At 51.1% G+C, this 23,808-nt stretch carries 30 protein-coding genes and 1 pseudogene; 14 read left to right on the top strand and 17 right to left on the bottom strand.

Translation table 11 applies throughout. The features are described from left to right. The 7 genes from JCM10550_RS05360 (at position 1) to JCM10550_RS05330 (ending at position 5,419) form a co-directional block, all read left to right on the top strand. Positions 1 to 999, top strand: a complete 999-nt coding sequence (locus tag JCM10550_RS05360) for a hypothetical protein (protein WP_062397534.1) — start codon at positions 1 to 3, stop codon at positions 997 to 999. A 99-nt stretch (positions 1,000 to 1,098) separates the two neighbouring features. Continuing rightward, positions 1,099 to 1,722, top strand: a complete 624-nt coding sequence (locus JCM10550_RS05355) for a PKD domain-containing protein (RefSeq protein WP_062397532.1) — start codon at positions 1,099 to 1,101, stop codon at positions 1,720 to 1,722. Further along, entirely contained in the window at positions 1,719 to 2,363 is a 645-nt protein-coding gene (locus JCM10550_RS05350; protein ID WP_062397530.1) for a hypothetical protein, read from the top strand. Before JCM10550_RS05355 ends, JCM10550_RS05350 begins: the two co-directional genes overlap by 4 nt. Positions 2,364 to 2,433: 70 nt before the next feature. After that, positions 2,434 to 3,321, top strand: a complete 888-nt coding sequence (locus JCM10550_RS05345; RefSeq protein WP_062397527.1) for a cupin domain-containing protein — start codon at positions 2,434 to 2,436, stop codon at positions 3,319 to 3,321. 7 nt (positions 3,322 to 3,328) lie between these two features. Then, positions 3,329 to 3,463 (top strand): hypothetical protein, encoded by a 135-nt coding sequence (locus tag JCM10550_RS24440; protein ID WP_281175267.1) that lies wholly within the window; start codon positions 3,329 to 3,331, stop codon positions 3,461 to 3,463. A gap of 423 nt (positions 3,464 to 3,886) precedes the next feature. After that, complete coding sequence (locus JCM10550_RS05335) at positions 3,887 to 4,315, top strand: hypothetical protein (protein WP_062397525.1); 429 nt, start codon at positions 3,887 to 3,889, stop codon at positions 4,313 to 4,315. 636 nt (positions 4,316 to 4,951) lie between these two features. Further along, complete coding sequence (locus JCM10550_RS05330) at positions 4,952 to 5,419, top strand: hypothetical protein (RefSeq protein WP_062397523.1); 468 nt, start codon at positions 4,952 to 4,954, stop codon at positions 5,417 to 5,419. Between the two features lie 13 nt (positions 5,420 to 5,432). Here JCM10550_RS05330 and JCM10550_RS05325 read toward each other — a convergent pair whose 3' ends face one another. From JCM10550_RS05325 to JCM10550_RS05310, 4 genes and pseudogenes are all read right to left on the bottom strand, one after another. Beyond that, positions 5,433 to 5,894, bottom strand: coding sequence for a hypothetical protein (locus JCM10550_RS05325; RefSeq protein WP_062397521.1), 462 nt, complete (start codon positions 5,892 to 5,894; stop codon positions 5,433 to 5,435). Next, complete coding sequence (locus JCM10550_RS05320) at positions 5,891 to 6,673, bottom strand: cache domain-containing protein (RefSeq protein WP_062397519.1); 783 nt, start codon at positions 6,671 to 6,673, stop codon at positions 5,891 to 5,893. The genes JCM10550_RS05325 and JCM10550_RS05320 overlap by 4 nt, the downstream gene beginning before the upstream one ends. Then, entirely contained in the window at positions 6,612 to 7,208 is a 597-nt protein-coding gene (locus JCM10550_RS05315) for a cache domain-containing protein (protein WP_062397517.1), read from the bottom strand. The genes JCM10550_RS05320 and JCM10550_RS05315 overlap by 62 nt, the downstream gene beginning before the upstream one ends. A gap of 202 nt (positions 7,209 to 7,410) precedes the next feature. After that, positions 7,411 to 7,822, bottom strand: a pseudogene (locus JCM10550_RS05310) (pyridoxamine 5'-phosphate oxidase family protein). A gap of 119 nt (positions 7,823 to 7,941) precedes the next feature. On the opposite strand from JCM10550_RS05310, the gene JCM10550_RS05305 reads away from it, so the two are divergent. Further along, on the top strand, positions 7,942 to 8,697 hold the full coding sequence (locus JCM10550_RS05305) for a winged helix-turn-helix domain-containing protein (protein ID WP_172673774.1): 756 nt from the start codon (positions 7,942 to 7,944) through the stop codon (positions 8,695 to 8,697). A 197-nt stretch (positions 8,698 to 8,894) separates the two neighbouring features. Here the strand turns inward: JCM10550_RS05305 and JCM10550_RS24435 are convergent, their stop codons facing one another. The 8 genes from JCM10550_RS24435 to JCM10550_RS24420 form a co-directional block, all read right to left on the bottom strand. Then, entirely contained in the window at positions 8,895 to 9,020 is a 126-nt protein-coding gene (locus JCM10550_RS24435) for a hypothetical protein (protein WP_281175266.1), read from the bottom strand. 26 nt (positions 9,021 to 9,046) lie between these two features. After that, the gene (locus tag JCM10550_RS20455) at positions 9,047 to 10,693 is read right to left on the bottom strand and encodes a NosD domain-containing protein (protein ID WP_245618786.1); all 1,647 of its coding nucleotides are present in this window, start codon (positions 10,691 to 10,693) and stop codon (positions 9,047 to 9,049) included. Beyond that, positions 10,690 to 11,061 (bottom strand): right-handed parallel beta-helix repeat-containing protein, encoded by a 372-nt coding sequence (locus tag JCM10550_RS16910; protein ID WP_083475313.1) that lies wholly within the window; start codon positions 11,059 to 11,061, stop codon positions 10,690 to 10,692. Before JCM10550_RS16910 ends, JCM10550_RS20455 begins: the two co-directional genes overlap by 4 nt. Before the next feature lie 37 nt (positions 11,062 to 11,098). After that, positions 11,099 to 11,731, bottom strand: coding sequence for a right-handed parallel beta-helix repeat-containing protein (locus JCM10550_RS05290; RefSeq protein WP_172673773.1), 633 nt, complete (start codon positions 11,729 to 11,731; stop codon positions 11,099 to 11,101). Beyond that, on the bottom strand, positions 11,670 to 12,164 hold the full coding sequence (locus JCM10550_RS19525; RefSeq protein ID WP_062397508.1) for a hypothetical protein: 495 nt from the start codon (positions 12,162 to 12,164) through the stop codon (positions 11,670 to 11,672). Before JCM10550_RS19525 ends, JCM10550_RS05290 begins: the two co-directional genes overlap by 62 nt. Positions 12,165 to 12,556: 392 nt before the next feature. Next, the gene (locus JCM10550_RS24430; protein WP_281175275.1) at positions 12,557 to 12,634 is read right to left on the bottom strand and encodes a hypothetical protein; all 78 of its coding nucleotides are present in this window, start codon (positions 12,632 to 12,634) and stop codon (positions 12,557 to 12,559) included. A 47-nt stretch (positions 12,635 to 12,681) separates the two neighbouring features. After that, a complete protein-coding gene (hcp, locus tag JCM10550_RS24425; RefSeq protein ID WP_281175265.1) occupies positions 12,682 to 13,602 on the bottom strand; it encodes a hydroxylamine reductase in 921 nt (306 codons plus the stop codon). A gap of 2 nt (positions 13,603 to 13,604) precedes the next feature. After that, positions 13,605 to 14,192 carry a hypothetical protein gene (locus JCM10550_RS24420; RefSeq protein WP_281175264.1) on the bottom strand — a complete coding sequence of 196 codons (588 nt, stop codon included), beginning with the start codon at positions 14,190 to 14,192 and terminating at the stop codon, positions 13,605 to 13,607. An 86-nt stretch (positions 14,193 to 14,278) separates the two neighbouring features. On the opposite strand from JCM10550_RS24420, the gene JCM10550_RS05275 reads away from it, so the two are divergent. Continuing rightward, a complete protein-coding gene (locus tag JCM10550_RS05275; RefSeq protein ID WP_062397506.1) occupies positions 14,279 to 14,641 on the top strand; it encodes a helix-turn-helix domain-containing protein in 363 nt (120 codons plus the stop codon). A 144-nt stretch (positions 14,642 to 14,785) separates the two neighbouring features. On the opposite strand, the gene JCM10550_RS05270 is transcribed toward JCM10550_RS05275, so the two are convergent. From JCM10550_RS05270 to JCM10550_RS05260, 3 genes are read right to left on the bottom strand one after another with little or no spacing between them, the layout of a single operon-like run. After that, complete coding sequence (locus JCM10550_RS05270; protein ID WP_062397504.1) at positions 14,786 to 15,175, bottom strand: response regulator; 390 nt, start codon at positions 15,173 to 15,175, stop codon at positions 14,786 to 14,788. A 4-nt stretch (positions 15,176 to 15,179) separates the two neighbouring features. Next, positions 15,180 to 16,880 carry a histidine kinase dimerization/phosphoacceptor domain -containing protein gene (locus JCM10550_RS05265; protein ID WP_062397502.1) on the bottom strand — a complete coding sequence of 567 codons (1,701 nt, stop codon included), beginning with the start codon at positions 16,878 to 16,880 and terminating at the stop codon, positions 15,180 to 15,182. Further along, positions 16,820 to 17,941 carry a PAS domain-containing protein gene (locus JCM10550_RS05260; RefSeq protein ID WP_062397500.1) on the bottom strand — a complete coding sequence of 374 codons (1,122 nt, stop codon included), beginning with the start codon at positions 17,939 to 17,941 and terminating at the stop codon, positions 16,820 to 16,822. Before JCM10550_RS05260 ends, JCM10550_RS05265 begins: the two co-directional genes overlap by 61 nt. A gap of 384 nt (positions 17,942 to 18,325) precedes the next feature. Here JCM10550_RS05260 and JCM10550_RS05255 point away from each other — a divergent pair, with 384 nt between their 5' ends. The 5 genes from JCM10550_RS05255 (at position 18,326) to JCM10550_RS05240 (ending at position 21,708) form a co-directional block, all read left to right on the top strand. Further along, positions 18,326 to 18,727 (top strand): STAS/SEC14 domain-containing protein, encoded by a 402-nt coding sequence (locus JCM10550_RS05255; protein WP_062397498.1) that lies wholly within the window; start codon positions 18,326 to 18,328, stop codon positions 18,725 to 18,727. A 76-nt stretch (positions 18,728 to 18,803) separates the two neighbouring features. Next, a complete protein-coding gene (locus tag JCM10550_RS22105; protein ID WP_245618772.1) occupies positions 18,804 to 19,253 on the top strand; it encodes a hypothetical protein in 450 nt (149 codons plus the stop codon). A 25-nt stretch (positions 19,254 to 19,278) separates the two neighbouring features. Next, positions 19,279 to 19,710 (top strand): hypothetical protein, encoded by a 432-nt coding sequence (locus tag JCM10550_RS22100; protein WP_245618784.1) that lies wholly within the window; start codon positions 19,279 to 19,281, stop codon positions 19,708 to 19,710. 163 nt (positions 19,711 to 19,873) lie between these two features. Further along, positions 19,874 to 20,806 (top strand): HAMP domain-containing sensor histidine kinase, encoded by a 933-nt coding sequence (locus JCM10550_RS05245; protein WP_062397496.1) that lies wholly within the window; start codon positions 19,874 to 19,876, stop codon positions 20,804 to 20,806. Between the two features lie 275 nt (positions 20,807 to 21,081). Continuing rightward, positions 21,082 to 21,708 (top strand): hypothetical protein, encoded by a 627-nt coding sequence (locus JCM10550_RS05240; protein WP_062397494.1) that lies wholly within the window; start codon positions 21,082 to 21,084, stop codon positions 21,706 to 21,708. Positions 21,709 to 22,494: 786 nt separating this feature from the next. Here the strand turns inward: JCM10550_RS05240 and JCM10550_RS22095 are convergent. Together JCM10550_RS22095 and JCM10550_RS22090 are read right to left on the bottom strand one after the other, a co-directional pair. Next, on the bottom strand, positions 22,495 to 23,052 hold the full coding sequence (locus tag JCM10550_RS22095; RefSeq protein WP_281175274.1) for a hypothetical protein: 558 nt from the start codon (positions 23,050 to 23,052) through the stop codon (positions 22,495 to 22,497). Between the two features lie 189 nt (positions 23,053 to 23,241). Then, positions 23,242 to 23,721: a hypothetical protein gene (locus JCM10550_RS22090; protein WP_245618770.1), complete on the bottom strand. Its 480-nt coding sequence runs from the start codon at positions 23,719 to 23,721 to the stop codon at positions 23,242 to 23,244. Positions 23,722 to 23,808 lie beyond the last annotated feature (87 nt).

Raw genomic sequence — 23,808 nt, 5'->3', positions numbered from 1 at the left:
GTGGATGGTTTTATTAATGTCGAAGCCCGCACCGTGATTGAGGCGCCTAACGGCACCCTGCCTGTTGAATCTTCCAAATACCTGACCGTCAGCGCATCCGGCCTTAATGACGTGAAAAATGTCTCCTTCATAATGGAGTTCAACCGGACGGTCATGTCGGTCATCGATGTCCGGGCGAACGGGACGATGCCTGGTTTAACAGTTGATTCCACCATCATAAACGAAAACGGCTGGCTTGAAGTCAATGCGGCCAGCCCACACAATATCACCGGAAAAGAATCCATCCCGCTCGTTGATATCAAAGTGCATTCCAACGGACTGCCCGGCGAGCGTGAAATCCGACTGGTAAACCTCCACTGGGCCAGAGACAACGCCACCTACAGTTTCGATGACATGGAACCCGGTTTTATCAACATCACACCGGTGAATACGGCTCTTGTCGATAATCAGCCGGTCATGGTCGACAACATGACGTTTGACGATGATACGCAGGAAGTGTCCATCAATATATCCGCGAACCGGCATGCGACCATCACCAATGACAACACGACCATCCTTGTCTGCAACCCAGGCATTGATATAATCATCCAAACCTCCGGTATGGAGAACCAATCGTCTGAATGGACCGGTGAGTGCACCGGAGCAAAAATCGATAACATCTCCGGTTCCGTTGACCTCAGCGGCGATGTGGGCCAGGTAAACACCGGAATCAGCGCAGACATCTCAGGCTCCCTCTCTGCCCTGACGAACGCAGACACCGGCTTAAACATCACCATCACTCGTGGTGCGGTGAATGAGACGGTGGGCCGGATCTTCCAGCTCGGAGTATTGAGTGAGAAGCATGCGGAACTCGAAGAGGTCGCCTACACAATGGCAATCAATAAATCCGCTCTGGGCGGTGTCACCGTGTCGGATGCAGTCATTGTGATGAGTGCACCTGAGCGATATGTGAATACCTGGGGGCGGTGCGGAGAATTTCACGATTCTCAGCATGTCTGATGATGGTGAGGTCTCACTGCTTGAGACATCCTATACCTATGCGGATGGCATCTTCACCTTCACCGCACTTTCGCCGGAAGGTTCTCAATCAAGTCACTCGTGGCTTTCACCCCGAATGAGGAACCCCTGGCACAATTCGCTGCCGTCCCGGTCACCGGCACGGCCCCGCTCTCTGTGCAGTTCTACGATTATTCCAGCGGTCATCCTGGTTCATGGGCGTGGGACTTTGGTGACGGAAACAGATCGAATCAGCAGAATCCGGCACACACCTACACCTCCGCCGGGGTATACGATGTCTCCCTTACCATCACCAATGTAATGGGTGCGGATACAATCGAAAAGGCAGGATATATTACCGTCACCAATCCGATGACCGTTGACTTCCGTGCCAGCCCAAATACGGGGCATGCCCCCCCACTGACAGTCACGTTCACTGACAAAACCTCCGGTGAACCGTCTGCCTGGCTCTGGGAATTCGGCGACGGGCAGACGTCCGTGGAGCGTAATCCCGTGCACACGTATCAGAGTGTAGGGGGGGCATACACTGTCTCACTGACGGCTACGAATGTGTACGGCAGTGTAACTGCTGATAAAGAGCGGTTCATCACCGTCTCGTATCATCGTGATAGCGGTGACAATGATGAGCCGGTTCTGGTCGTTACCCCCCCAACCCCCCCACTCCGGTTCAGACCACGACGACACCGACACCCGAGGCGACCGTGACGACTACACCCGGAAAACCGGTGACAAAACCTGCTGAGTTTACCGGAACTGCCAGACTTCCGGTCAGTCCCAACGGAGAGGTAGGGAGCACGGTTATTCTCTGGGCGGATGATCACTCAGGATACCTGACCATCGGTGCCGGAGTGGTGGCACGGGATACGTTCGGTATGCCAATTGATACGGTCAGTATTGTCGCGGTTCCTGTTGCAACCATCCCGACACCCGGACAGATCGGGCCATTGGATCAGCCTGCTGCCCTCTATGCATACAACTGCACACCGGAGGGAGTTACCTTTTCACCCGCAATTACCCTGACATTCACACTTTCAGAGGAAGAATGGAATCGGTATGGCAATCAGGCGGAAGTAGGATGGTTCAACAGCACGAGTGGGGGGGAATGGGAAGTTTTCGCAGGAGTGCCTGACCCCCCCGGAGAGAGAACGATCACAATTCCGATCAGTCATTTCAGCACCTACGCGCTCTTTGCAGAAGCGGGGCCTGAAGTGCCCCCCCTGCCGGATATGACCAAAACATCCCCGGGGGGGTCAGCTGAGGGCTCATCCCTCTGGCTCTGGAGTGGTCTGATCATCGCAATTATTGGTGTCGGTTTCCTGATAATCAGGAGACAAAAGAATGATTAGAGGAGACGCCCCGTGAGGAGAAACGGATAATACCTGTCCTCCTTTTTTAAATGCTGATACAATAGGGTTCGTGACATCATCGTCTCCGGGTGATGTTCTCCGCGATACCCCCCCCTCTCTTTTCCGGTTCTTTATTCTTCGCATACTCTCCATGCAGGTAATCTGTTTTATGTTATCTCCCGCAGATTCACTATTCATGCACCGGTTTATCTGTCTCATTTTCGTATCCACACTCATGTTCATCTCCGCCGGGTGCCTCACCGGGCATCCCTCCCCCCCGGCAGAGGATGCAGGAGGCATCCGACTGATCACGCCGGGGGAAGGGTTCTCCATCTTCGATGGTCAGGGACACTATTCCGGGCTCATCGGCGATGAAAGTCCGGATATCCCGGCAAACTACAGCCTCGGGCATGTCACCATCCCGCCGGGCAATGCGACCCCTCCACACCGGTTGGTGGGAAGTTCGGAGTTTGTTTATCTGACCGGTGGAGAAGCAGAGATCCGCTGTGACACTACAACGGTGACCGTCCGCGAAGGAGAGGTCGTGATTTTACCGGACGGAGTTTTGCAGTCGATTACCGCGGTCGGAGATGCACCCCCCCTCCACTACATTGACGTGATTCAGCCGCCCTTTTCATCGGCGGTTGAACTGTCCGGGGATGAACTGACAGAGTTTACCGCCAACGTGGATGATGGGAAAGACCATGTCCCGATTGTTATCCCCCCCGATCCCCCCCGTAAAGGGATTGCATGGGATATCGGGTCTGATATGATGCTCTACACGCTTGCAAATCCGGTGCTGATGCCTGAGCGAAATTTCCCGATTGACTACAGTGTCGCATACGCAGAACTCCTTCCCGGAGGGTCTGCGGATTTTAACAAACTCGCCGGTGCGTCTGAACTGATCTATGTGATCACCGGGGGGGTGGTTGAGGTGTTCACCCCCCGATGGAAATAGTCTCCGGGTGCCTGCCGGAAGTGTCGCATGGATTGCACCGGATCAGGTGAAGGGCTACCGAAATACCGGAGCGTCACCGGCGACCATGCTGAGTGTTGTCGACCCGGCATGGACACCGGAGAGAAGTGTTGCGGTGGAGTGATCTCCTGCAATTCCTGATTTTTTGTTGAAGGTTTTGTGATGGGCGCGATTATTTGAATATATTTATTGGCAGTCATCCCGACATTATTTTTATATGGGGGGGGATAAACTGGCATTTCTGGATATGGAATTCGGCCACATCCATGGAACGAAGAAATTAATTTATTTTCCAATTGAACTGGGAATCGTTGTGTACGATCCTGATGACGATACCATCGTTGAGACCATCTCGAAACATTTTCGAAGGATATTGAAGTCGAAAAATGGAGGAATAATACGAATGAAATGATGATGACGGTTCAGCCGTCGTTGGTAGAAGTGGCGAATCTACACCGAAAACACTACAATATTGAATATAATAAAAACCGCATGGTGGAGATGGAGGAGATACCCGGTCTGCTGAATCTGGCAGGTTCCGTATACGATGAACTGGGGGGTCTTTCTCCAAAGCGTTGCATCAAAATACGATATCCGGCATTGTTTTGTCTACGGGGGGAAGACCGATCTTCTGTGCATCCGGAGATCCGGATATCAGGGAGATAAAAGTATCATCATTGATGTTCAGGATACGATCAAACGGATGATGAAGATGGACAAACGCCTGTCTCTGGACAGAACCTGTTTTGCGTTGAATGTGCAGTTGAAATCCGATGAAATCGCATCGGAACATTTCCAGTACGAACTGCCTGCAAACAAGAAAGGCAAGCTGAAAGCCCACAACGCGATAGGGGATGCTGGCCGGATCTTTTTGGCATACAAGGAACTGGAACGATCGGATAAAGACGTAAAAAACAAGATACGAAAGTATTTCAGACAATGCAGGAAGTATACCGAACAGCAGAATAATGGCTGATATTACGTGTCCGGTTGTGGTTCTGTAGATCTGCCTGTATGCGCAGACCGGATGCATGACGGAAACAGAGACTCCTGTCTATCGGTTTTATGTCACCCTTATGTCATCCACTTCCGACCCCCCCGTACGGAGATCGGAGGGTAAAATGGCCGTATTTTTTGCACATTATTTCCCGCAGAAATATACCTCCATTATGCCGTTTATTTGCTAAAATGGCCATTTATTGCAGGCTATTAAGGGGGTCACCACTGACCCTTATTTTGGGGGGGAGGATGTATGGGGGGGTATCTCCGGTTGAGATCGGCCCTCTCCGGGCTTCTGTGTGGGCATATTTTCCCCCCCCGGCACGGGCCACTTTTTTGGGTTATTTCCCTTTGGGTCTAAACGTTCAACGACAGGACTTCGATAGAGCCATAAAAACAGTATTTCCTGTCATTAAATGAAGATTCGGAGAAGATCTGAAGGCACAGAAATATCAATATCAGACCAGGGAGACCATGATCAAAGGGACTCCCGATACCATTACTAAGGCAGAATTGAATTGACCGGGAGGATAATTTTTTTGTTTCTTCACTTATCCGGAACCGACAGAAACGATTCTATCCGCCTGACCCCGCCCTCCGGATAACGTCTCTGATGCCGAGCGTCTGGATTGCCCCGTCCTCGATCACCACCACCGTCCCCCCGACGGTGCAGAGCGATTCGCCCGGTGCAACCGTGACGATTATTCCCCTTTCATCTTCACTCACCGTCACCTGTGGCGGACAAACGATGCCGGTCTTCAGCACCGATCTCTCTTGTGGGGGGGGTGAACCCCGTGGCGTCAATGATTGTGGGAGGTGGCACAATTTCCCTGAGGGCGGCTCCGAGCAACTCTCTTCCCGGCCCGTGCTCTCCCTCAATGCGGCACTCTCCCCCGCCGCTGTTAGCAAGGGCCGCGATGGTGCGGGCGAGATCAACGGGGGGGCATGTAGAGACGGGATGGGAGAAGTTCATCGGGAACTAATGGACAGTCGGGGGGGCGGATATATGTTCTTCCTGGTGTTCCCTGACCGGCGTGCAATAAAAAATGAGTTGGTTTTCTTTCAGACAGACACGGGATAACTTTCATCCACAATCACGGAGACCGGTACACCGGCCCCCCAATCCACCACTCATCGTCCACCGGCAGGACATAGTCCAGACGCTGGCCTTCACCCTGTGGGGGGGTGGAGATCAAAAAGCCGCCGCCGTTCCCGGCCATCTTTGCTCCTTCAGTGACGTATGAAACACCATAGTCCCCGACGCTGTCAGAGAGATCGGTGCCTTCCGCATCAGGGTGGGTGGTGTCTGCCAGCAACACGCCGTCCTGTGAGAAGGCATAGATGGGGGGGTGAGTGGTATCGGCGAATTCGCTGGCCGGGTCACGGAAGTCAGAGAGTGCTACATCCTTCGCCATGCTCTGTGCATATGCCTGTGCTTCTTTGACAAATCCGGTCAGGTCGGAGATGACGGGAAGAGGTTTGCCAGTTTTTGGATCCACCAGATTGGCGAGGTAGACACCGGATCCAATCCACCAGTCATCTCCTGCCTTCTTCACATACCCGAGTTTTGGGGGGTGAGCGTGAAGTTGTCGGCCGGGTCCTGGTACATGAACATGAAGAATCCGTCGCCTTCGGCTGCTGTTTCACAGAGTCCCTTTACGAGAAGAAGACCATTCGGGTCGGTGGCATTCAGCCGCGAGACCCCGACCTTCTGGGGGGGGTGGATAGGGTGGGCGAGGGTCGTGCCGTTGAAGTCCTCGACGTAGAGGTAGAGGTTGCCGTCCACAAATTCGCCGTCCCGGTCACCGAAATCCTGAAGGGCCTGCTCCTTTCCGACGGAATCTGCGTGGTCGCAGGCTTTGGTTACAAAGTCCACCACATCGGCAACGGTTCTTCCTTTGGATGCAGTGGCGGTCTCTTCCTCACCAAAGATGTCGCTGAGGTAGAGCCCGGATCCGACCCACCACTCATCGTCCACCGGCAGGACGTAGCCGAGTTTCAGTTCGGTCGCTCCGCCTTTTTCCGGGTTCTCCCAGCCGAAGACCACAAACCCGCCGCCGTTTTTGGCGGTCTGTGCACAGACGTTGATGACCGGTACTCCATAGGGCCCTTCATACCCGGAGAGGTCCGTCCCCTTCATGCCCGGTGCAAGGTAGGGGGGGTGGGCAACAAGGGTGCCGTTGTAATCGTAGGCATAGATGTAGAGGTTGCCTTCGGTAAAGAGACCGTCCTGATTATCAATCTCTGCGAGAGCGGCAGGGGGGGTGCCGTTTTCATGGGCATAGGCAACTGCCGATTCGGTGAGGGCGGTCATCTTTGCAATCTCTGCGGGCATTTCCCCCGGTCGCTGCGTCAATATAGTCCGAGAGATATATGCCGGAACCTATCCACCAGGTGTCATCCACCTGCTCGACATATCCCAGTTTGACCTCGTAGAGATTATGCATCTCTTCATCGATTTTCTGCTCTTCTCCCGGTGTCGGGTACATGTAGACGATGTAGCCGCTTTTGTTCCGTGCGGCATCGCTTGCCGCCTTTACAAAGTGGAGGCCGTTTGCCGTGGTCCAGTTCGTCCGATCAGTTCCCACTTTCTCCGGCTGGTATGGGTGGGCGATGAGCGTGCCATTGAAGTCATAGGCATAGATGTAGAGATTATCTTTCACATATGGCCCGTTTGGATCGGAAAATGCCGCAAGTGCCTCGTCTTTATCAACGCTTCTGGCATAAACTGCCGCGTTATGCATGTATTCTTCGAGCTGGTCCCCCCCGGTAATTTCTGTGGACGGAGGCTCCTCAACGGTTGTACATCCTGCGCAACAGAGCACGATGATGGCCGTGATGGTGATGAAGATAATTGAGGACGGTTTCATGCAGTAAAAATTGGTTTGATGTGGTTTGACTGTTTTGAATCTGACCGTTTTAAAAATCAGTCCCGTTTCACGGAATTAGGATGGACGTCATTTTTCAGGGACATCCGGACGCTGCAATTCACGCATCCGGGAACATCGGAGAAAATGGCTAAAATTGAAATGGTGAACGTATCCCAGCTCCCTAACACGATTCAAAAAAAGTTTAGAGAAGTTTGTCCCCCCCGGCACCCGGCCCGGGACTGCACTGGAATACCTCACGGATTTTTACGATCATCAGGCCCTTTGCGGGAGCCTGTGCCATCTTCGCCCGGACCGTCTCCTGCATCTTTGCAAAATCCGGCCCTTCTGTCTTCAGTTCGACATCACCTTTAATCTGGAAACATCCCTTCGTCTCCGGCCCCCCCAGACATAGATAGAGAGTTTCGGGTTCTCCCGGATATTTGCAAGGGTCTTTTTCATGAAGTTGTCTGCAATCCAGATGGTCTCGTCATCGACAAGTTCCACAAATCCGATGGGGGGACAACGTTTGGCCAGCCGTCCTTTGAGGCGGTGGCGACCGGGAATGCCTTTATTGTTGCAAAGGCGGTTTTCATTTCTTCTGTAAGTGCCGTCATGGTTCTCACCATATATTCTATACTCACATATGATTATATACTAAATTGTTACAAAAATGTACTAGTGGCTTGTCCGGTACAGATTTCTGACCCGGATGCACTGGCCCGGTGAGAAAAATATGCAGACAGATCAAGTACCAACCGATGAACTCCATGAAATCCGGACCGAGATCGCTGCCCTCCGGTCTGACCTGAACCGCTACACCGAACAGGTCCATCATCAGCAGGCGATCTCACTTCTGTCAGACTTCCGAAACAACTGCGCCGATGCCATTGTGAGCGGCTACCGCGAAAACGGGTGTGATGCCATCGGGAAGGAAGCAGGGGGGGACTGCTCTATGTGGAAGAACTGCCGTCCGGTTTTTGGAGCGCTCTTCGGAGAGACTCTTGCCAACATCCAGTCAGGGGGGGAACTCTCCCCGGATGATATTGAAGCCATTCGTGGAAAAATGACTGCAATGAAATCTCAGGCAGTAAACGAACGCTGTGCATCCTGTTTTTCAGAGGCGGAGAATCAGTTGAACCAGCAGCTCGGGATGCTGGAGGCGATTGGGGGGGTATGTCGGAAAGAGCCGGACACCGATGTTGCTGTCGGTTCTCTGCCGGAGAAAGAGGCCGCCGCCCTCTTCAGCGACGCCCTGGGAAGTCCGGTCCGGATACAGGTCTTAAAAGCCCTTTACCATGACGGAAAGACATTCACGGATCTCTCGAAACTGACCGGTATCCGCGGGGGGGGTAACCTCCTCTTTCATCTTGAAAAACTCCAGAAATGTGGGATGATCCTCCAGCGGGCGGAGCGTGGCGAATACCGGATCAGCTATCGCGGGTATGAATTGCTGAATACGGTTGCGGAGTTGGTGCAGAAGCTGGATTGATGGATGTCTGTGGTATCTTCTGGTTCCCTGTTCGTTCTGAGACGGCCGGATTGTTCCGCCGGATGCAATAATCATGGCCCACGGGTGAAATGTTCCAACCGAATCATCTTGTGAGGGTCGTTCCCTGGTCAGATTGAAATGAATGGAAGAATGGGGGGGGACAGACCCATCACCCCGTCTTTCAAAAAAATAGATTTTTAGTGTCGCCTGAAGAGCAGAGCTGCTGTAGTTACTGCAGCCAGCATGCTACACAGACCTGCCGGGCTCTGCTGCGGGGGGGGAGTGGCTGTTGCTGCCGCCCCACCTTTTTCCTCAGGGGGCACCGTGGGTTCTGGTGTGCTCCCCCCCTTTACCGGAGCGGAGGAGGGGGGGTGCTGACAGGTATTGTCCCGTCTCCCGATTCTGCCTCTGCATCAGCTGTTGGTGTGGTCTCCACCGGCTGGGTCGTCACTGCGTCCCCCCCTTCACCGATGGCAAAGTATGAAAATCCGGGTGAAACAGCACGACAGACGATGTGGTCGCCCTCATCACGGAGAACTTCGGTTGGGAGAGGCACCCATGCGCCGTCGTGGTAGCGCCAGAGAACCACATCTTCCGGAGTGAGTCCCTGTACGGTCAGCCACGCCTTCGGGACAGAGAAGTTGAAGTCCGCCTCAGCGATTGCATCGTCAGTGGTATGGATGAGGTCTGCCTCAAGATACTGGTAGACCGGGCCGTTCAGTCCTTTTGGCCCTGTCTGCACGGGACCAACCGTGACTGTCATGAGATTGATATTCTTTGCTGCTGTGATGGTAACGCCGGTAACAGCCGCTCCCTCGAACGGCATCGTCACCGCATCCCCGGCATTCAGGTTGCCAGCGGCACCGACATGGTTGTTGCCGGTAGTATCAATATCGTCAGCCCCCCCTGTGTTCTTCACAAAGGTATAGGCATCCACCGGTTCCATAAGTGGATAGTTGTCGGTGAAGCCGTTGCCGATAAACGGCGAATCCCCCGATACCGTCACCGTTTTGATCTGTGCCACTGTATGCTGTCCCCCCCAGTAGTTGCCCACGGGAGAGGTATGTGTGTACATTTTCTCACCGTAGAGGTAGGTGAGAGCAGAGGGTGAGTTCCAGAGTATGTCCTGAGAATAGTACTCCTCATATGTGGTGTTTTTGACGAACGAGTTGAGAAAGAGGATACAGTTATTTGATCCAATGAGATGAATATTCCTGTACCAGTAATTGTTGTATGCGTTACTGTTCGAAACTGTGCAGTATGAAACTATGCAGTTCCTGTTCCCAACTAAAACTATACTACGCCATTTACTCTCCTCTATTATGCAGTCCGATATGTGATTGTTCTCGGAATCATAACTCATTATTCCATCACCATTATTCTGTGCGGTAACACCCCCCCGGATTGTGCTTTCAGAGCAGTCTTTCAGATATATGCCGTGATTATTTTCCGTAGCTGCGATCGTGTCGAGGGTGATATCTGTGCTGGTTCCGAGAGCAATGCCATAATTATTGTCCGAGAGGGTCAGATCATGGATATCAAGTCCGGAGCAGTCCCGGATATAGACACCGGCATATTCATTTGAGAGGATTAGGTCATGGATGTCGAGCCCGGTGCAGTTGAATGCATATATTGTCCCGGCATCGACGAAGTCTCCTTCAGGGTTTGCGGTGGCGTTGAAAAGATAATAAATTGCTTTTCCATCGACGGTGTTACTCGTATCGATGGAATGGACATAATCCGCATCTTCCTGGGCATAAACAACAAAATTGTATCTGTTGCCGTCCATGGCATTTCCAGTCAGTAGGCACTCCTCAGAACTCCGAAGTTCTATACCTGTACACCCGTTCTCTGTTGCCCGGCAATTGACAATACTGTTATGCGACGACCTATCCAACTGAATGCCAATTCTGTTCTCCGGTGTCGTCACACCTGTGATGATGGATGAGGTGGTGTTCCGGAAGTAGATGCCACAATGATTGCCTGAGAGGGTCAGGTCATGGATGTTGAGTCCGACACAGTTGGATGCATATATTGTTCCGGCATCGGCGAAATCCCCCCCTCAGGGTTGCCGGTGGCATTAAGGAGATAATACACCGGTTTTCCGTCAACCGTGTTGCTTGTGTCGATGGAATGAATAAATTCTCGTTCGTCACCACCGTAGATGCCGAAGTTATAGCGATTTCCCTCCATGGAATTATTCATGAGGGTGCATTTCTCCGCACCGGAGAGGAAGATGCCATGTCCGTTTTCGGCGACATTGCAACTGTTAAGCAGAACAGAGGGGGTATCAATAATGAGGAACCCAAAATGATCATTTCCATCTGCCCGGCATCCGGAAAGCTGACGCCGGTATACCCGGATATGGCACGGGTATCAGTATCTCCTTCTCCTGAGAAAATTATTTCCTGCTCATCCTCCCAGGGATCGTATGAGGGAATCCGGGAGGATGCTCTGAAGAGGTTTTCGTCATCCATACCTGTGCCATCAGCCCAATGAGGGACAGAATGTCGTCAGAATCGTATGGGAGGCCCATTGTACCGGTGCTGGCTTCAAAGACATTGATGCATTCTTCGATCATGATGCCATCCATTTCATTATCATCGGCGCTGCAATTGTTGAGCATACTACCCGGAGATCGGGACAGTAGGATACCAACCTGGCCATTCTCATCGGCACTGCAATTGTTGAGTGTGCCGTCAAGACTATTGTATATAACTATGCCACACACGCCATTCTCATTGGCACTGCAATTGTTGAGTGTGCTGCCGCGACAATTATCTATAATTGTGCCACACTCGCCATTATCATCAGCACTGCATCCGGTTATGGTGAGGTTTGCAGAATCACTGACCACCATTCCCGAATATGCGTTTTGCCGGACACTGAGGTTGATGAGACTGGCGTTGTCCGCCTCAACACATAGACCGGCATCCGTATACTTTTCGCCTCCACCGGTCATTTCAAAGCCTTCAACAGTCACACCGTCTGCAGTGATGAAGAGAGTGGTGCCATTCCCGCATGCATCGATCACCGGAAGGCCGTTGCCGGTGTCCGTCCCCCCGCAGGGTAAGGGGGGGTGTGGTGATGGCAACGTTCTCGGTATACGTGCCGCTCTCAACAATGACTGTGTCACCGGCAGCGGCGGCATCAACCGCTGACTGTATGGTAGAATAATTATCCGTCGGTACCCGGAGGGTGTTGGTGGTGAATGCCCTGATGAGGTCATCGGTCTCCAGTGATGTATTCGTGAGGTTGTTCCATTCATTTCTGTCATCGTTTTGAGATTCGATGCATGTCCACGATGTTTCTGTAGCCATTGTATGCTCTTCGTCGAAAGATTTGTTTAAATCCGGGTTGAGCGGGGGGGCGGCACTGATCTCTGTGGCCCCCGCTGCCTGTACGGGAAACAGGACAACGAATGCACAGAGGAGAATTGCAATCACGGGATTCAGTTGTAATTTCATTGATTTCACCAGATTGGAAGTATAATTAAAACCAGATCGCATAAGTGGATTAATATTTCGTAAAAATCAGAAGATATATTCATCACAATTTATACCATCGGATTATGTTCTTCAAAAAAGAAAAATGGAAGATTGTTGTGATCTTCTTCCCGGGGGGAAATCAAAGGGGGGGGATGGGATAAACTGAATGGACGGAATAAAACCGGCACACCACTTGCGGCCGGAAAAAATACATTCTCTGATAATCAGGCATAGCACACCGCATATGCCCGTTGGCGCCCCTCATTCCCAGAATGGGATGCAAAAAAAGGTATGGATATATGTATGAAAATTCCTGAAATCTCCGGATATTTCTTTTTGTCCTCTTTTCCGGTGATGAATTGATATCTTATTCAGGCCATCAGCTTCAGGTCTTCTTCCACCGTGGTGTTTGCCCGGATGCCGAAGTTTTCAACGAGCACATCCAACACGCCGGGCGAGATGAATGCCGGCAGCTTTGGCCCGAGGGTGATGTCCTTTACCCCCCCAGATGCAGGAGCGAAAGGAGCACGAGGACGGCTTTCTGTTCATACCAGGCAATATTATACGAGATGGGAAGTCCGTTCAGATCGGTTTCGAAGACATCGGCAAGAGCCTTTGCAATCAGCACCAAAGAGTAGCAGTCATTGCACTGTCCTGCGTCAATCACACGAGGAATGCCGCCGATATCGCCGAGGTCGAGATTGTTGTAGCGGTACTTTGCACATCCGGCCGTAAGGATGACGACATCCTTGGGGAGTGCCTGTGCAAACTCGGTGTAGTATTCCCGTTCCTTCTGCCTTCCGTCACAGCCGGCCATGACCACAAATTTCCGGATCTGACCCTGTTTGACCGCATCAACGACGACGTCTGCAATGGAGAGCACCGCATGATGGGCACATCCGGTGGTAAGTTCATCAATATACCCATCCCTCTTTTCGCTGATATCTGTCGGAGGGGGGTACAGGTCTTTGCATGGGCAATCACGGCTGAGAAGTCCTTCATCTTCTGCTACGTCCGGGATGTGTGTGACACCAGCAAATCCGGTGGGCCCGGTGGTGTACACCAGGTCTTTGTATGACTCTGCGGGCGGTACGAGGCAGTTGGTTGTCACAAGGACGGGGGGGCCGTTGAAACTCTCGAACTCCTTCTTCTGGTGTGGCCATGAACCGCCGTAGTTGCCAATGAGGTGCGGGTATTTCTTCAGCACCGGATAGGCATGTGCCGGGAGCATCTCCCCCCCGTGGGTGTAGACATCCACCCCCCCGGTACCTTCGGTCTGGATGAGGAGGTCTTCGAGGTCTTTCAGGTCGTGACCGGTGACAAGGATGCCGGGATTGGTGTTGGGAGCGGTTGCAACCGTGGTGATCTCCGGATTTCCATAGGTTGAAGTGTTTGCGCGGTCAAGGTTTTCGAGCACTTTTACCCCCCCCACTCTCCGCATTTTAGGACAAGTCCAATCATCTCATCCGTTTCGAGATCACAGAGTGTGGATGCAAGAGCCTCTTCCATAAACCGAGTGACACCGTCATTCTGGTAGCCGAGGGCGACGACGTGATAGTAGTAGGCACCGATGCCTTTCAGACCGTACACCAGCAGTTCGCGAAGGGAACGGACATCCTCGTTTTCTGTTGCAAGAACACCGGTTTCGGTACCTTTCTGAATGGCATCTTCGATGGTGGCCGGTGTCCAGGTGCAGGCATCATGGGTGCAGTCACCTCGCGGGAGGGAGTCCCGGATGGCGATGGTGTCCATGATGAGTCCATAGAGGCGAACGTTATCAAAGTTCACGTTGGTGAGTGCGGCAAAGAGCGACTCAGCAATGAGGGGGGGCCCTACTACCGGGTTGTCTTTTCCTGTCTTTCGTGCCTCAATATTTCTCAAAGACAGTCCCTTGATAGTATAAATCAGGCAGTCCTGGAGCGCTGCGGTTGACTCTTCCTTGCCGCAGACTCCCTGTACCGTGCAACCACATCCCTTTGCGGCTTCCTCGCATTGATAGCAGAACATCTTCTTCATCTCCAAAGTATATTTTAGATACAAGATATCCATTGGATACTAAGACATAAATAGTCGGGAGTTTCTCATAATATACCATGCACGAGGGTTGCACAGTCTACCAAACGACACAATATCTGACGAAAAAATGGGCGCTGTTGGTACTCTTTGAACTCTATAAAGGGGGGGACGACTATACGCGAAGATTTTCTGAATTAAAAGAGTCGCTTGCCGGAATTACTTCTAAAGTGCTCTCCCAGAGGCTCAAAGAACTCGAAGAGGAGGGTCTTGTCGGGAGACGAGTTGATGCAGAGCACTTTCCGGTGAAGAGTGAATATTTCCTGACAGAGGCGGGACTGGGTTTGATAGACGTCATCAAACATCTCAAACAGTGGGCCCTGACCTATAAGATTGACAATATTGATTGTGGGAATCAGAACTGCAAAGACTGCATATTGTGATTTGCTGGTTATTGAATTCAAAACAAAAATCAAATAACAGAAATGTCTTTTGCGCCGGATATTATTCCCGGTTGGAGGATGGAGCAAACCCATTTTCATCGTCGAGCGAATATTTTTAAATAAAATAATTTCCCCTCATTGAATTTAGAGTGACCCCCCCTCATGTTTTTGTATGGCCGTATCAATGGCTGACTTCAACTCGTCTCTCCGTAAGGGTTTGAGCAGAAATCCATACGGTTCGGTCTTCATTGCCCGCTCATAGGTATCGCTATCAGAGTGGGCGGTCAGAAAAACTACCGGAATGTCATACTGTTCGTGAATCTTTATCGTCGTATCAATCCCGTCCATACTCCCTTCAATGCGGATATCCATAAGAATCAGATCCGGACTCTCAGAACCTGCCAGTCGTATGGCATCTTCCCCCCCGTTTGCCACCGGGCCTGCCACGGCATATCCCGAAACTTCGAGAAGCTTTTCCAGAAGCATGGCGATAACCGCCTCATCTTCGACAATCATAATCTTTGTATCGGTCATATCATCATCTCCGCAAATCGGGGGGGAACTGAACGGTGATTTTTAACCCCCCCTGTTCTGTCCAGATTCCGATTGTTCCTTTCAACTGGTCTGTGACAAGTCGATGAATCAGTCCAAGTTCGAGCAGATCTGACGAACCGGGACCCACATCCGCTGGCAGACAGATACTGTCGTCACGGAGCGTCAGTGATATCCGGGAATCCGACTCCCGGTGCATGCCGATACCGATGCGTTGTTCATCCGTTCCATCGGGCATGCATTTTTGAGTGATATTGATAAATTCCGTGATAACCAGACTGCACGGCATGGCAGTGTCAAGCGGAAGGATGATCTCTTCGATGTCCGGATCATATGAACGGTGAGAGGACCTGCTGCCAGGAGACCCAATCGTTTTTATTAACTGATCAACATGGTCCTTCATCGGAATGGAGGAAAAATTATCCGATTTATAGAGACTCTCATGGATCAGAGCCATGGTCAGGATCCGGTTGTCGCATTCAATAAGGCTTTCAAGACCTGCCCCGTCATCCAGATATATCATCTGCAGTTCGATAAAAGCCGAGATGATCTGCAGATTGTTTTTGACCCGGTGATGGATTTCATTGAGGAGAACGACTTTTTCATCCAGTGATTCCCGGAGTCCCTTTTCATAGAGTTTCCGTTCCGTAATATCCATCAGATTGCCTACAATGGCCGTTTTTCCCTTGAATTCAATGACTGAACCGTATGCATCAAGATAGATGAGTTCGTTCGTCTTTGAAAGCCCCCCCCGTAATTCATAATGTACAGACCGGACCTCCCCCCCGGAGAGTCTTCTCCTCATCTGTTCCTTAAAAAGCAGCAGGTCTTCAGGATACGTCAGGGTTTCCATATTTTCGATGTGGATCAGTTCGTCGATATCATATCCGAATATCTCTGCAAAACGGGGATTGATATATTCAAATATTCCGTCACAGAGGAGATAGGTGCCAACCAGTGACTGTTCAACGGGTTGTTTGAACATCTCTTTCATCGTCGTCTGGTGGATGGCAGAACCAAGGATGTCTGCTGCCACACATAGTGCGTCAATCTCTGCCGGAGACCATTCACGCCTTCGTTTGCACTCGTCAAATCCGATAAATCCCCCCCACCACTGAGAGTCTGAAATGACCGGGACAACGGCCAGTGAAAGGATCCCCTGTGAACGGAGGAGTTCTCGTTCTCCTTCGGGAAAGGTATCCACGTCACCGGAGAGCACACAGCCCTTTTCCAGTAGCTGTATCCAGCGCGAAAAACCTGCTGCGTTAAAATCAGCATTCAGAAGTTCGGGATTTTCGATCTGAGATTCGGTACCCGGGGGGGCACACCATTCGAACCGCTGGCTACAGAGAAGTGTGCCATCCATATCGGTATGGTTCTGGAAGAGGTAGACCCTGTCCACCCCCCCTGTCGCAGATCCGAATTCTTTCAGGACCTCGTCAATCCGGTCGTCCCACCGGTCATTTTGTAAAAATCCATGAGCCGCAAAACTCACCGCATTTAATATGGAGTCATGTATTTTGACGATCTCCTTTGCTTTCTCTCTCTCGGTGATGTCCCTGCTGATGCAAAACAGGACGTCATTTCCTCCCCCCCAACGACCGGGAGTGACCTTTGTTTCAACCGCTACCAGAGATCCGTCTCGTGAAAACAGGGGTATCGGACAAAAATCCCTTTTTCCTGCCATAATCTCGGCGATATAGGTGAGTGTCTCCCCCCCCTCCTCTCCGTCGGGGGGTGCAGATCGAGAACATTCATCTTCAGCAGGTCTTCAACGGGATAACCAAGACGAAACCCCCCCGCCGCCTGATTTGCGTGCAGTATCCGCCCTTCTGCATCCAGCACAAATATGAACTCCGGGATTGTGTCAAAGAATGCCTGCATATCTGCCTTGTTTTCTGCATTCTTTTCCTCCGCCTGAATGCGGACAAGAACGCCTCCAACCTGCGACGCGATTCGTTCAAGTTCATTCCGGGCCGGACCGGGGGGGATCATGTCCTGACTTCGCGACGCAAGGTAAAATGCACCAATAGTCCGACCGTTGTGGCAGACAGGTATTATTCCGGTGACATGCAGCCCTTCTTTGCGTGCGGCATCGTCTGAAGACGACTGTATCTCATCATAACCGGAATATACAGGATAACCTGCCAGAACCAGTGATGTATTTTTGGCGCCTTGTAATGAGTGGGATACGGTTCTGACAAAATACTCCGAGAGGTTGCTTTTGTAGACGGGAACGAAGTCACCGGTCTCCTTTTCAACCAAGTATATGCCACCGCAATCCATCCCGGTAACGGCAACTAACACATCAAAACAGATTTTTAATGCTTCGTGAACGGAAGAACAGGAGGCTAGGGCAAGTCCGAGATCGCGCTCGATCTGCATTTGTTTTTCATGATTTTTCCATTCGGTGATGTCTGAAATATTCAGAAGAATTTCATCGTCGGTGAGGAGTGATGCAGAAATACGGAGGTAGTTGGGTGTTTTGTCTCTGTATTCCAGAGATGTCTCAAGATCGGTGACGGTATGGTCCCTCTGCAACTGACGGATGAACGAGTCGTATTCGGTTCTGCTATGCCGGAACAGTGCGTCAACCGTTGTTTGCGGGTCAGGAAAAAGAGCGGAACAGGGTTTATTCCTCTCGGTAATCTCCCGGGTATTCTTGTTAAAGATGCAGACGGGATTTTTTAAATGATCAATGATGCGGCGATCTCTGCTTTCATTCACAGGGTCCTCTTTTAATGCCATTTCATCCCTCCCACAAAAGGTGATAATATTATGATACAGTTATAATTACGTTTATGCCTGATGTCTCCTGTTGCGATCCGGCCGGTAATTAATTCCGGTTGGAATCTGCCAGAATATTTTCAGTCCGGATGTGCACGTCCTTTGACCCGGAACAAAACCCTGTCTTCCCCCCCTCACAGCAACAACATATTTATTCTTCCGATTACACTCTACCCATTCTCAAAACCGGTAGGCGACGCGAAGATAGGGAAGAGGGAGAGGCATGCGGGGGGGAATGGATCACATCCGCACAGAGAAGTGAAGCGGGTGGTGATGCTTCGGTGATATCTTCCGGAAATCTCTGCAGCATGCCGGTGACCCCCAGGGAAGGGAGGGAAAGAAAAAATGATCGAATTACTGCCAGAAAGCCACGGTGCTGTGCTCGGATTCCAGTTCATCGGCGAGATCACAGATGAGGATTATCGGGAAGACTTTATGCCAGTGCTGCGCCGGACGATTAAGAATTATGGTTTGATACGCCTTTTTATTGACATATCTGATATTCAGAGTGAGGATATCGGAGCGATGGATGACGATGTGAGGGAGGACTCGCGGGTGCTCTACATCGAACGGGAGGCGATCATTGGTGATGCGGACTGGGAGAAACGGCTGAACTATGTTGATCATTTCTTCCTCTTCCCGAACACTGATGTCCGGTTCTTTCCCGTCGCTCGTCGGGACGAGGCATGGAACTGGGTCAGCGAAGGTATGCAGCAGAAACCCAAGATGCGGATGGCGTTTCACTGAATCCGTCGGCGAACGGAGTAATGATATGTGAGAGAAAGAGCCGGATCACTTTCACGCTCACCCCCCCAGGTAAGACATGAAAATCGGATACCCGTGCATCAACCAGTCGCTCTCCTGCCGGAGCAGCCGGACATTCCGCCTCCGGTCCTACACTGATGAGCGGCTGCTTTTGACCGTAACAGAAAACCTCCGCTGCCTTGAAGATATTCTTCGCTATAATGCGGATCACGGGATCCTCTTTTTTCGTATCACCTCGGATCTCGTCCCCTTCGCCTCCCATCCGGTCTGCACCGCCGACTGGCAGGACGCCTTCCGGGAGGACTTTGCCGCCCTCGGGACATTCATCCGGGAAAGGGAGATGCGGATATCGATGCACCCCGACCAGTTCATCCTCCTCAATGCAAAAGACCCGGAGGTTTTCGGCCGCAGCGTCCATGAACTTGCCTACCATGCTGAAGTCCTCGATCTGCTCAATCTGGATATGACCGCAAAGATTCAGCTCCATATCGGGGGGGGTCTACGGTGACCGGGACGCGAGCATCGCCCGGTTCATCGAGAGGTATCTCTGCCTCGAAGAGGCGATTCTGCGCCGTCTCGTCATCGAGAACGATGACCGCCGCTATACAGCCAGAGACTGTCTCCGGGTTCACACAGAGACCGGCGTCCCGGTCATCTTCGACACCCTGCATCACCGGGTGAACTCTTCTTCAGATGAACCGGTGGAAAAGATATATCCACACATTGCCGCAACGTGGAATTCGCGTGACGGCATACCGATGGTTGACTACAGTAGTCAGGATCCGGATGGTCGTCCGGGAAAACATGCCGCGACAATTGATATTTCTGATTTTCTCAGGTTTACCGGAGAGGTTTGTCCGTTTGATGTTGACATCATGCTTGAGATAAAGGACAAGGAACAGAGTGCTCTTCTGGCCCTCGCGGCGCTGGAGGGAGACAGGCGCCTCACCCAGAGGGGGGGGTGACCCAAACCATTTCCAAGGGAAAATAGTATTGTCCACACTGACATTTGATAATGAAGATCATACGTAATGAAATATTGGGCTGAATATCTGCGATTCTCAAAAGAATCGTCTCTTGCGCATTAAACAATAACCTCTCTATATCCATACTTCATAATCATATGATATGGGAAGAGAGAAAGGCATTAAAGGACTCTTTGACACACTTCCTGACAAAATAATACTTGAAGTCCTGTTATTATTTATCCTCAGTAGTATCTCCTTTTATCTTGCCGCTTCGGTTGATGCCTTTGAACTGATCTACATATGGTGTATCGCGTATGAATCGTATGAACTTGACGAAATCATCGTGGCATCATTTATCCTGTTATTCGCGCTGATGATATTTTCCGTACGGCGCTGGATTGAATATAAAAATGAAGTAAGACTGAGAATGGATGCCGAGAGAAGGTTAACCGTAGCCAACAAAAAATTATTGCTGCTGACCCGTATCACGCGACATGACATCAAAAACAAGATTCAGGCCATCTATCTCACATCTGAAGTCCTTTCATATTCAGATGATCATAAGACAAAGGAATACGTCTCCATCATACTCAATGAACTCGAATCGATTGAGAACATGATTGACTTTACCGGAGTGTATGAAGGGTTGGGCAGTAACGAACCTCAGTGGTATACTGTTGCGGGGATCTTTAAAGAGATGCGTGCATTAGCAGAGACGTCACCGGTTGAACTTGTTACGGATGCTGCCTGCGACGTTGAAATCTATGCGGATCCTCTTTTTCCCAAAGCGATCTATAATCTCATCGAAAACGCCGTTCGTCATGGGGAACATACCACCCGTGTTAGTATATTCTGTGAAAGAGGATCGGAAGAATCCCTTCACATCCACTGCAAAGACAATGGCGCCGGCATTCCGGATGAGATTAAATCATCCATATTTAAGGAAGGCTTTGGCAAAAACACCGGGGGGGTGGGCCTCTTTTTAATACGGGAAATTCTTTCGATAACGGAGATCGGTATATCGGAAGTCGGTATCGAAGGAGAGGGAGCAGACTTTCTCATTACCGTACCCGCAGACGGCTGGAGAAACTGATATCAGAATCATCCCGCCGGATTCTTTTTTGACGACGCTCCTTCGCAAAGAATGGATGGCGATTTCCGTATCGCAGGGTCTATTCTTCATGGGGCCTGATCGAAATCCCCCCCCAGACAGCATCCTGTATATACGGTTCGCTCGCACAGGACTCATACTGTGCCAATTATATTTATGGTGGTGGATAACACACGGATCATTTGTAAGGAATTGAATCTATTTCCAAAACAGTCACCGGAACAGATCGAAAGCATCCCAACTGAAAATACGATAATATGGACAGGAACACAAAACCGGTAAAGATTCTTGTATTCATCACGGTACTCGTCGCTGTTGCTATTCTCTTATTTTTGATCAGTATCACCGCGGGTGAGCCGGTTGAATGTGGTGAACCACCGGAATGGACGGGCGGGGGGGAGGTGACATCCCGGCAGGCTGAGTGGACGGCGGAGGGTAAGCCGGATGTTACTGTCATCCTGAACAGCACCCTTGCCTGTGGTTCAACATGGAGTGTTGACAGGTGGAGTCATTCCTGCAGAATTTTAGGAAATGTCTCTGCCCACTCTGAAGAGGGTGATTGTCGGGCCATCACCGGACAACACGCAGAGGTCAGGATTGATACCCCCCCCAACACCCGCCTTCTCGTCAACCCCCCCTATCCCAAACACCCGGATTATTTCGGTGGGCACTCCGAACCGGATTACGGAATGGTGATCAGGCAGATGCTCGACAACACCTGCCAGCGAGTACACTGGGAATGGACATTCACGAATCCCTTTGCCGCCACAACCCATGCCTCCCATTATACAAGATGGGATTTCCTGATCCCGCCTGACTCCTTTTGCAATGCTACTGTTATCGACGTGATAGAGACGAACAAGGGGGGGAGGAGGTCTCCCTGACATGGAAGATAGCCATTGATGCCCTCCCTGACCCGGAAGGGCTGAGCGAGGAGGAACTGGCATTGTATGGGATTAAAACATTTAGCAACGGGGGGGGCGGTTACGCTGCGCCCGGGGGGGCGATTCACATCACCCGGAGGATGGGGGGGATATATAACCTGATCAGAGGTGAAACAGACCCACAGGGATGTGCAGCATTACCGATTGGCTCTGTAGAAATGCTACTAAGCGAAAGATTACCTCTGCACATGAGCAGATCATCCGATGAATATCAAAAACCAGATTATTACTGCATCATCCATGTTCTTCACCCCCCCTCTCTGACTCCCTGCGTTTGGAAATCCAAGGGTAAAACGGGTGTATTTTTTGCTCATTATTCGTGCACAGAAAATATCGCTGCAATGCCTTTTATTTACGAAAATTACGATTTCCCGGGGACTATTAAGGGGTCGCTGTTGTCAGATATTTTTTGGAGGACATATGTATCGTCTCAACTGAGATCTGCTCTCTCAGGGCTTCTGTGTGGACACAATATTTCCGGACGCGAGCATGTTTTGGGGTTATTTAAACGTTTCTTAATTAGATAATGAGATTTTTGCCCGGATGAATGTGAATTGTATACCACATCTTGCAGGGGTCACCAAACAGCACATCCGGGTGATTGCCCCCCCGATACCCCCCCGGTAAGGAGGGGGTCTGGCATTAGGATTCGGAAAATCCGCCGATATCCTCAAAACCACATGTGGTCAGAAAATCTACGAACCATGCTGGTCCGGTCATCCGGACCTACTCCTCTATACACCAGTTCATCAGCTGGGCCGCACAGATCTCTTTTGCTATATTTTCATCAACGCCATAGACTTCCCTGTAGAATGCAAGCATCCATTCATCCATCTTCACATCCTCAAATCTGTCCGGATACACGGTTTTTGCCATGACCATCAGGTCCAGTGGATATTCAAGGCGCTGTGCGGCGTTTCGGGGCGCAAAGGGGAGTGCGGTGACACGATGGTTTTGTACCGCACTCAGTTCACGCAGATGTGTGTAGTATGTGGCGCAGTATAGCTCCTCCGGGGGGGGATGATACCCCCCCGCCGCAGTCCCAAGAATAATGACATCCGGATTCATCGAGAGCACCTGTTCAGTACTCACCACCTGGAAAGAGCCCGTATTGGATCGATAGGCATTCTTTGCATTGATGATCTCTTCGATCAGGTATGATTCGGTTGTCTTTAATCCCCAGGCAATTCCCGCTGCGGTCTCTGTCCGGTGCATGGGAGAGAGACCGAAGATCAGCACAGTTGGTTTTTCCCCTTTGGATACGTCCTGTGTTCTCTCCCGTATCTGCGTTGAATGCGAATCAAGCCAGAAATGATCTTTTCTGCCGATTCATCCTCTCCAAAGACCTGGCCGATGATTCGAATCTCCTCTGATATCGCTGTCGGATCCGAATCTTCATAGCAGTTCGGGCTGTAGAGTACGACAACCGGGATGCCGAGGGATTCAATTATATCAATGCTCTTTTGTGCCGTTTCATCCCTGCCACCGAGAAGTGCGGAACTGCAAGCGCATGATGACGACATCAGGTTCCAGGGAAGCGAGTGTTTCCACATTCATCGCAACACCATAGTCAATAAACAAGGGCAGATCCTTGAGATGCGGTGAGAGCACAAGGGCGACATTTTTTCCTCCGGTTACTGTGGCCTCACCACCGTCATCAAGAGGATACTGATACGCTGACTCGGACAGAAGTCCGTTGGAACCAAGCCCGATGAGGGTGTCATCAACACCGAGGATGAACATGACCTCTTCCACGAGACCGTCGGATACCGTTGCGACCCGTTCAATGTCGGCCGGGACTATCACTTCAACCCCCCCACGGCTGTCGGTCACTGACCGGAAATGATCCTTGGGGAGTATTTCATCCGTGGTTTTTTCCGTCGACTGGAGGCATCCCGATGCAGATATCGCTGCAATCAGGATGCATACCACTGCAAGGGTGTGAAACCTCATCGTTTTGCCCCCCCTGCAGATCGAATGATATCATATAGTTGTACCCGAAATCAATCAGCCCGGCCGGTGTAAACCCATATTTCTGTA

This window comes from Methanogenium cariaci JCM 10550, assembly GCF_001315945.1.
In the GTDB taxonomy this organism is placed as follows: Archaea; Halobacteriota; Methanomicrobia; order Methanomicrobiales; family Methanomicrobiaceae; genus Methanogenium; species Methanogenium cariaci.
Note: the sequence above shows the minus strand (reverse complement) of the source record. Positions and strands in the feature narration are given on the sequence as shown.

Excerpts from the sequence above, each read along its gene's own strand:
- JCM10550_RS05305 (WP_172673774.1), top strand. The coding sequence starts at position 7,942 with ATGCAGACAGATCAAGTACCAACCGATGAACTCCATGAAATCCGGACC.
- JCM10550_RS05245 (WP_062397496.1), top strand. The coding sequence starts at position 19,874 with ATGGGAAGAGAGAAAGGCATTAAAGGACTCTTTGACACACTTCCTGAC.
- JCM10550_RS22105 (WP_245618772.1), top strand. The coding sequence starts at position 18,804 with ATGAAAATCGGATACCCGTGCATCAACCAGTCGCTCTCCTGCCGGAGC.
- JCM10550_RS05270 (WP_062397504.1), bottom strand. The coding sequence starts at position 15,175 with ATGACCGATACAAAGATTATGATTGTCGAAGATGAGGCGGTTATCGCC.
- JCM10550_RS24420 (WP_281175264.1), bottom strand. The coding sequence starts at position 14,192 with ATGTTCTGCTATCAATGCGAGGAAGCCGCAAAGGGATGTGGTTGCACG.
- JCM10550_RS05260 (WP_062397500.1), bottom strand. The coding sequence starts at position 17,941 with ATGGCATTAAAAGAGGACCCTGTGAATGAAAGCAGAGATCGCCGCATC.
- JCM10550_RS05315 (WP_062397517.1), bottom strand. The coding sequence starts at position 7,208 with ATGAAACCGTCCTCAATTATCTTCATCACCATCACGGCCATCATCGTG.
- JCM10550_RS05240 (WP_062397494.1), top strand. The coding sequence starts at position 21,082 with ATGGACAGGAACACAAAACCGGTAAAGATTCTTGTATTCATCACGGTA.
- JCM10550_RS05320 (WP_062397519.1), bottom strand. The coding sequence starts at position 6,673 with ATGCCCGCAGAGATTGCAAAGATGACCGCCCTCACCGAATCGGCAGTT.
- JCM10550_RS05335 (WP_062397525.1), top strand. The coding sequence starts at position 3,887 with ATGAACTGGGGGGTCTTTCTCCAAAGCGTTGCATCAAAATACGATATC.
- JCM10550_RS19525 (WP_062397508.1), bottom strand. The coding sequence starts at position 12,164 with ATGAAATTACAACTGAATCCCGTGATTGCAATTCTCCTCTGTGCATTC.
- JCM10550_RS05255 (WP_062397498.1), top strand. The coding sequence starts at position 18,326 with ATGATCGAATTACTGCCAGAAAGCCACGGTGCTGTGCTCGGATTCCAG.
- JCM10550_RS22090 (WP_245618770.1), bottom strand. The coding sequence starts at position 23,721 with ATGAGGTTTCACACCCTTGCAGTGGTATGCATCCTGATTGCAGCGATA.
- JCM10550_RS05330 (WP_062397523.1), top strand. The coding sequence starts at position 4,952 with ATGCCGAGCGTCTGGATTGCCCCGTCCTCGATCACCACCACCGTCCCC.
- JCM10550_RS05265 (WP_062397502.1), bottom strand. The coding sequence starts at position 16,880 with ATGGCAGGAAAAAGGGATTTTTGTCCGATACCCCTGTTTTCACGAGAC.
- JCM10550_RS05275 (WP_062397506.1), top strand. The coding sequence starts at position 14,279 with ATGCACGAGGGTTGCACAGTCTACCAAACGACACAATATCTGACGAAA.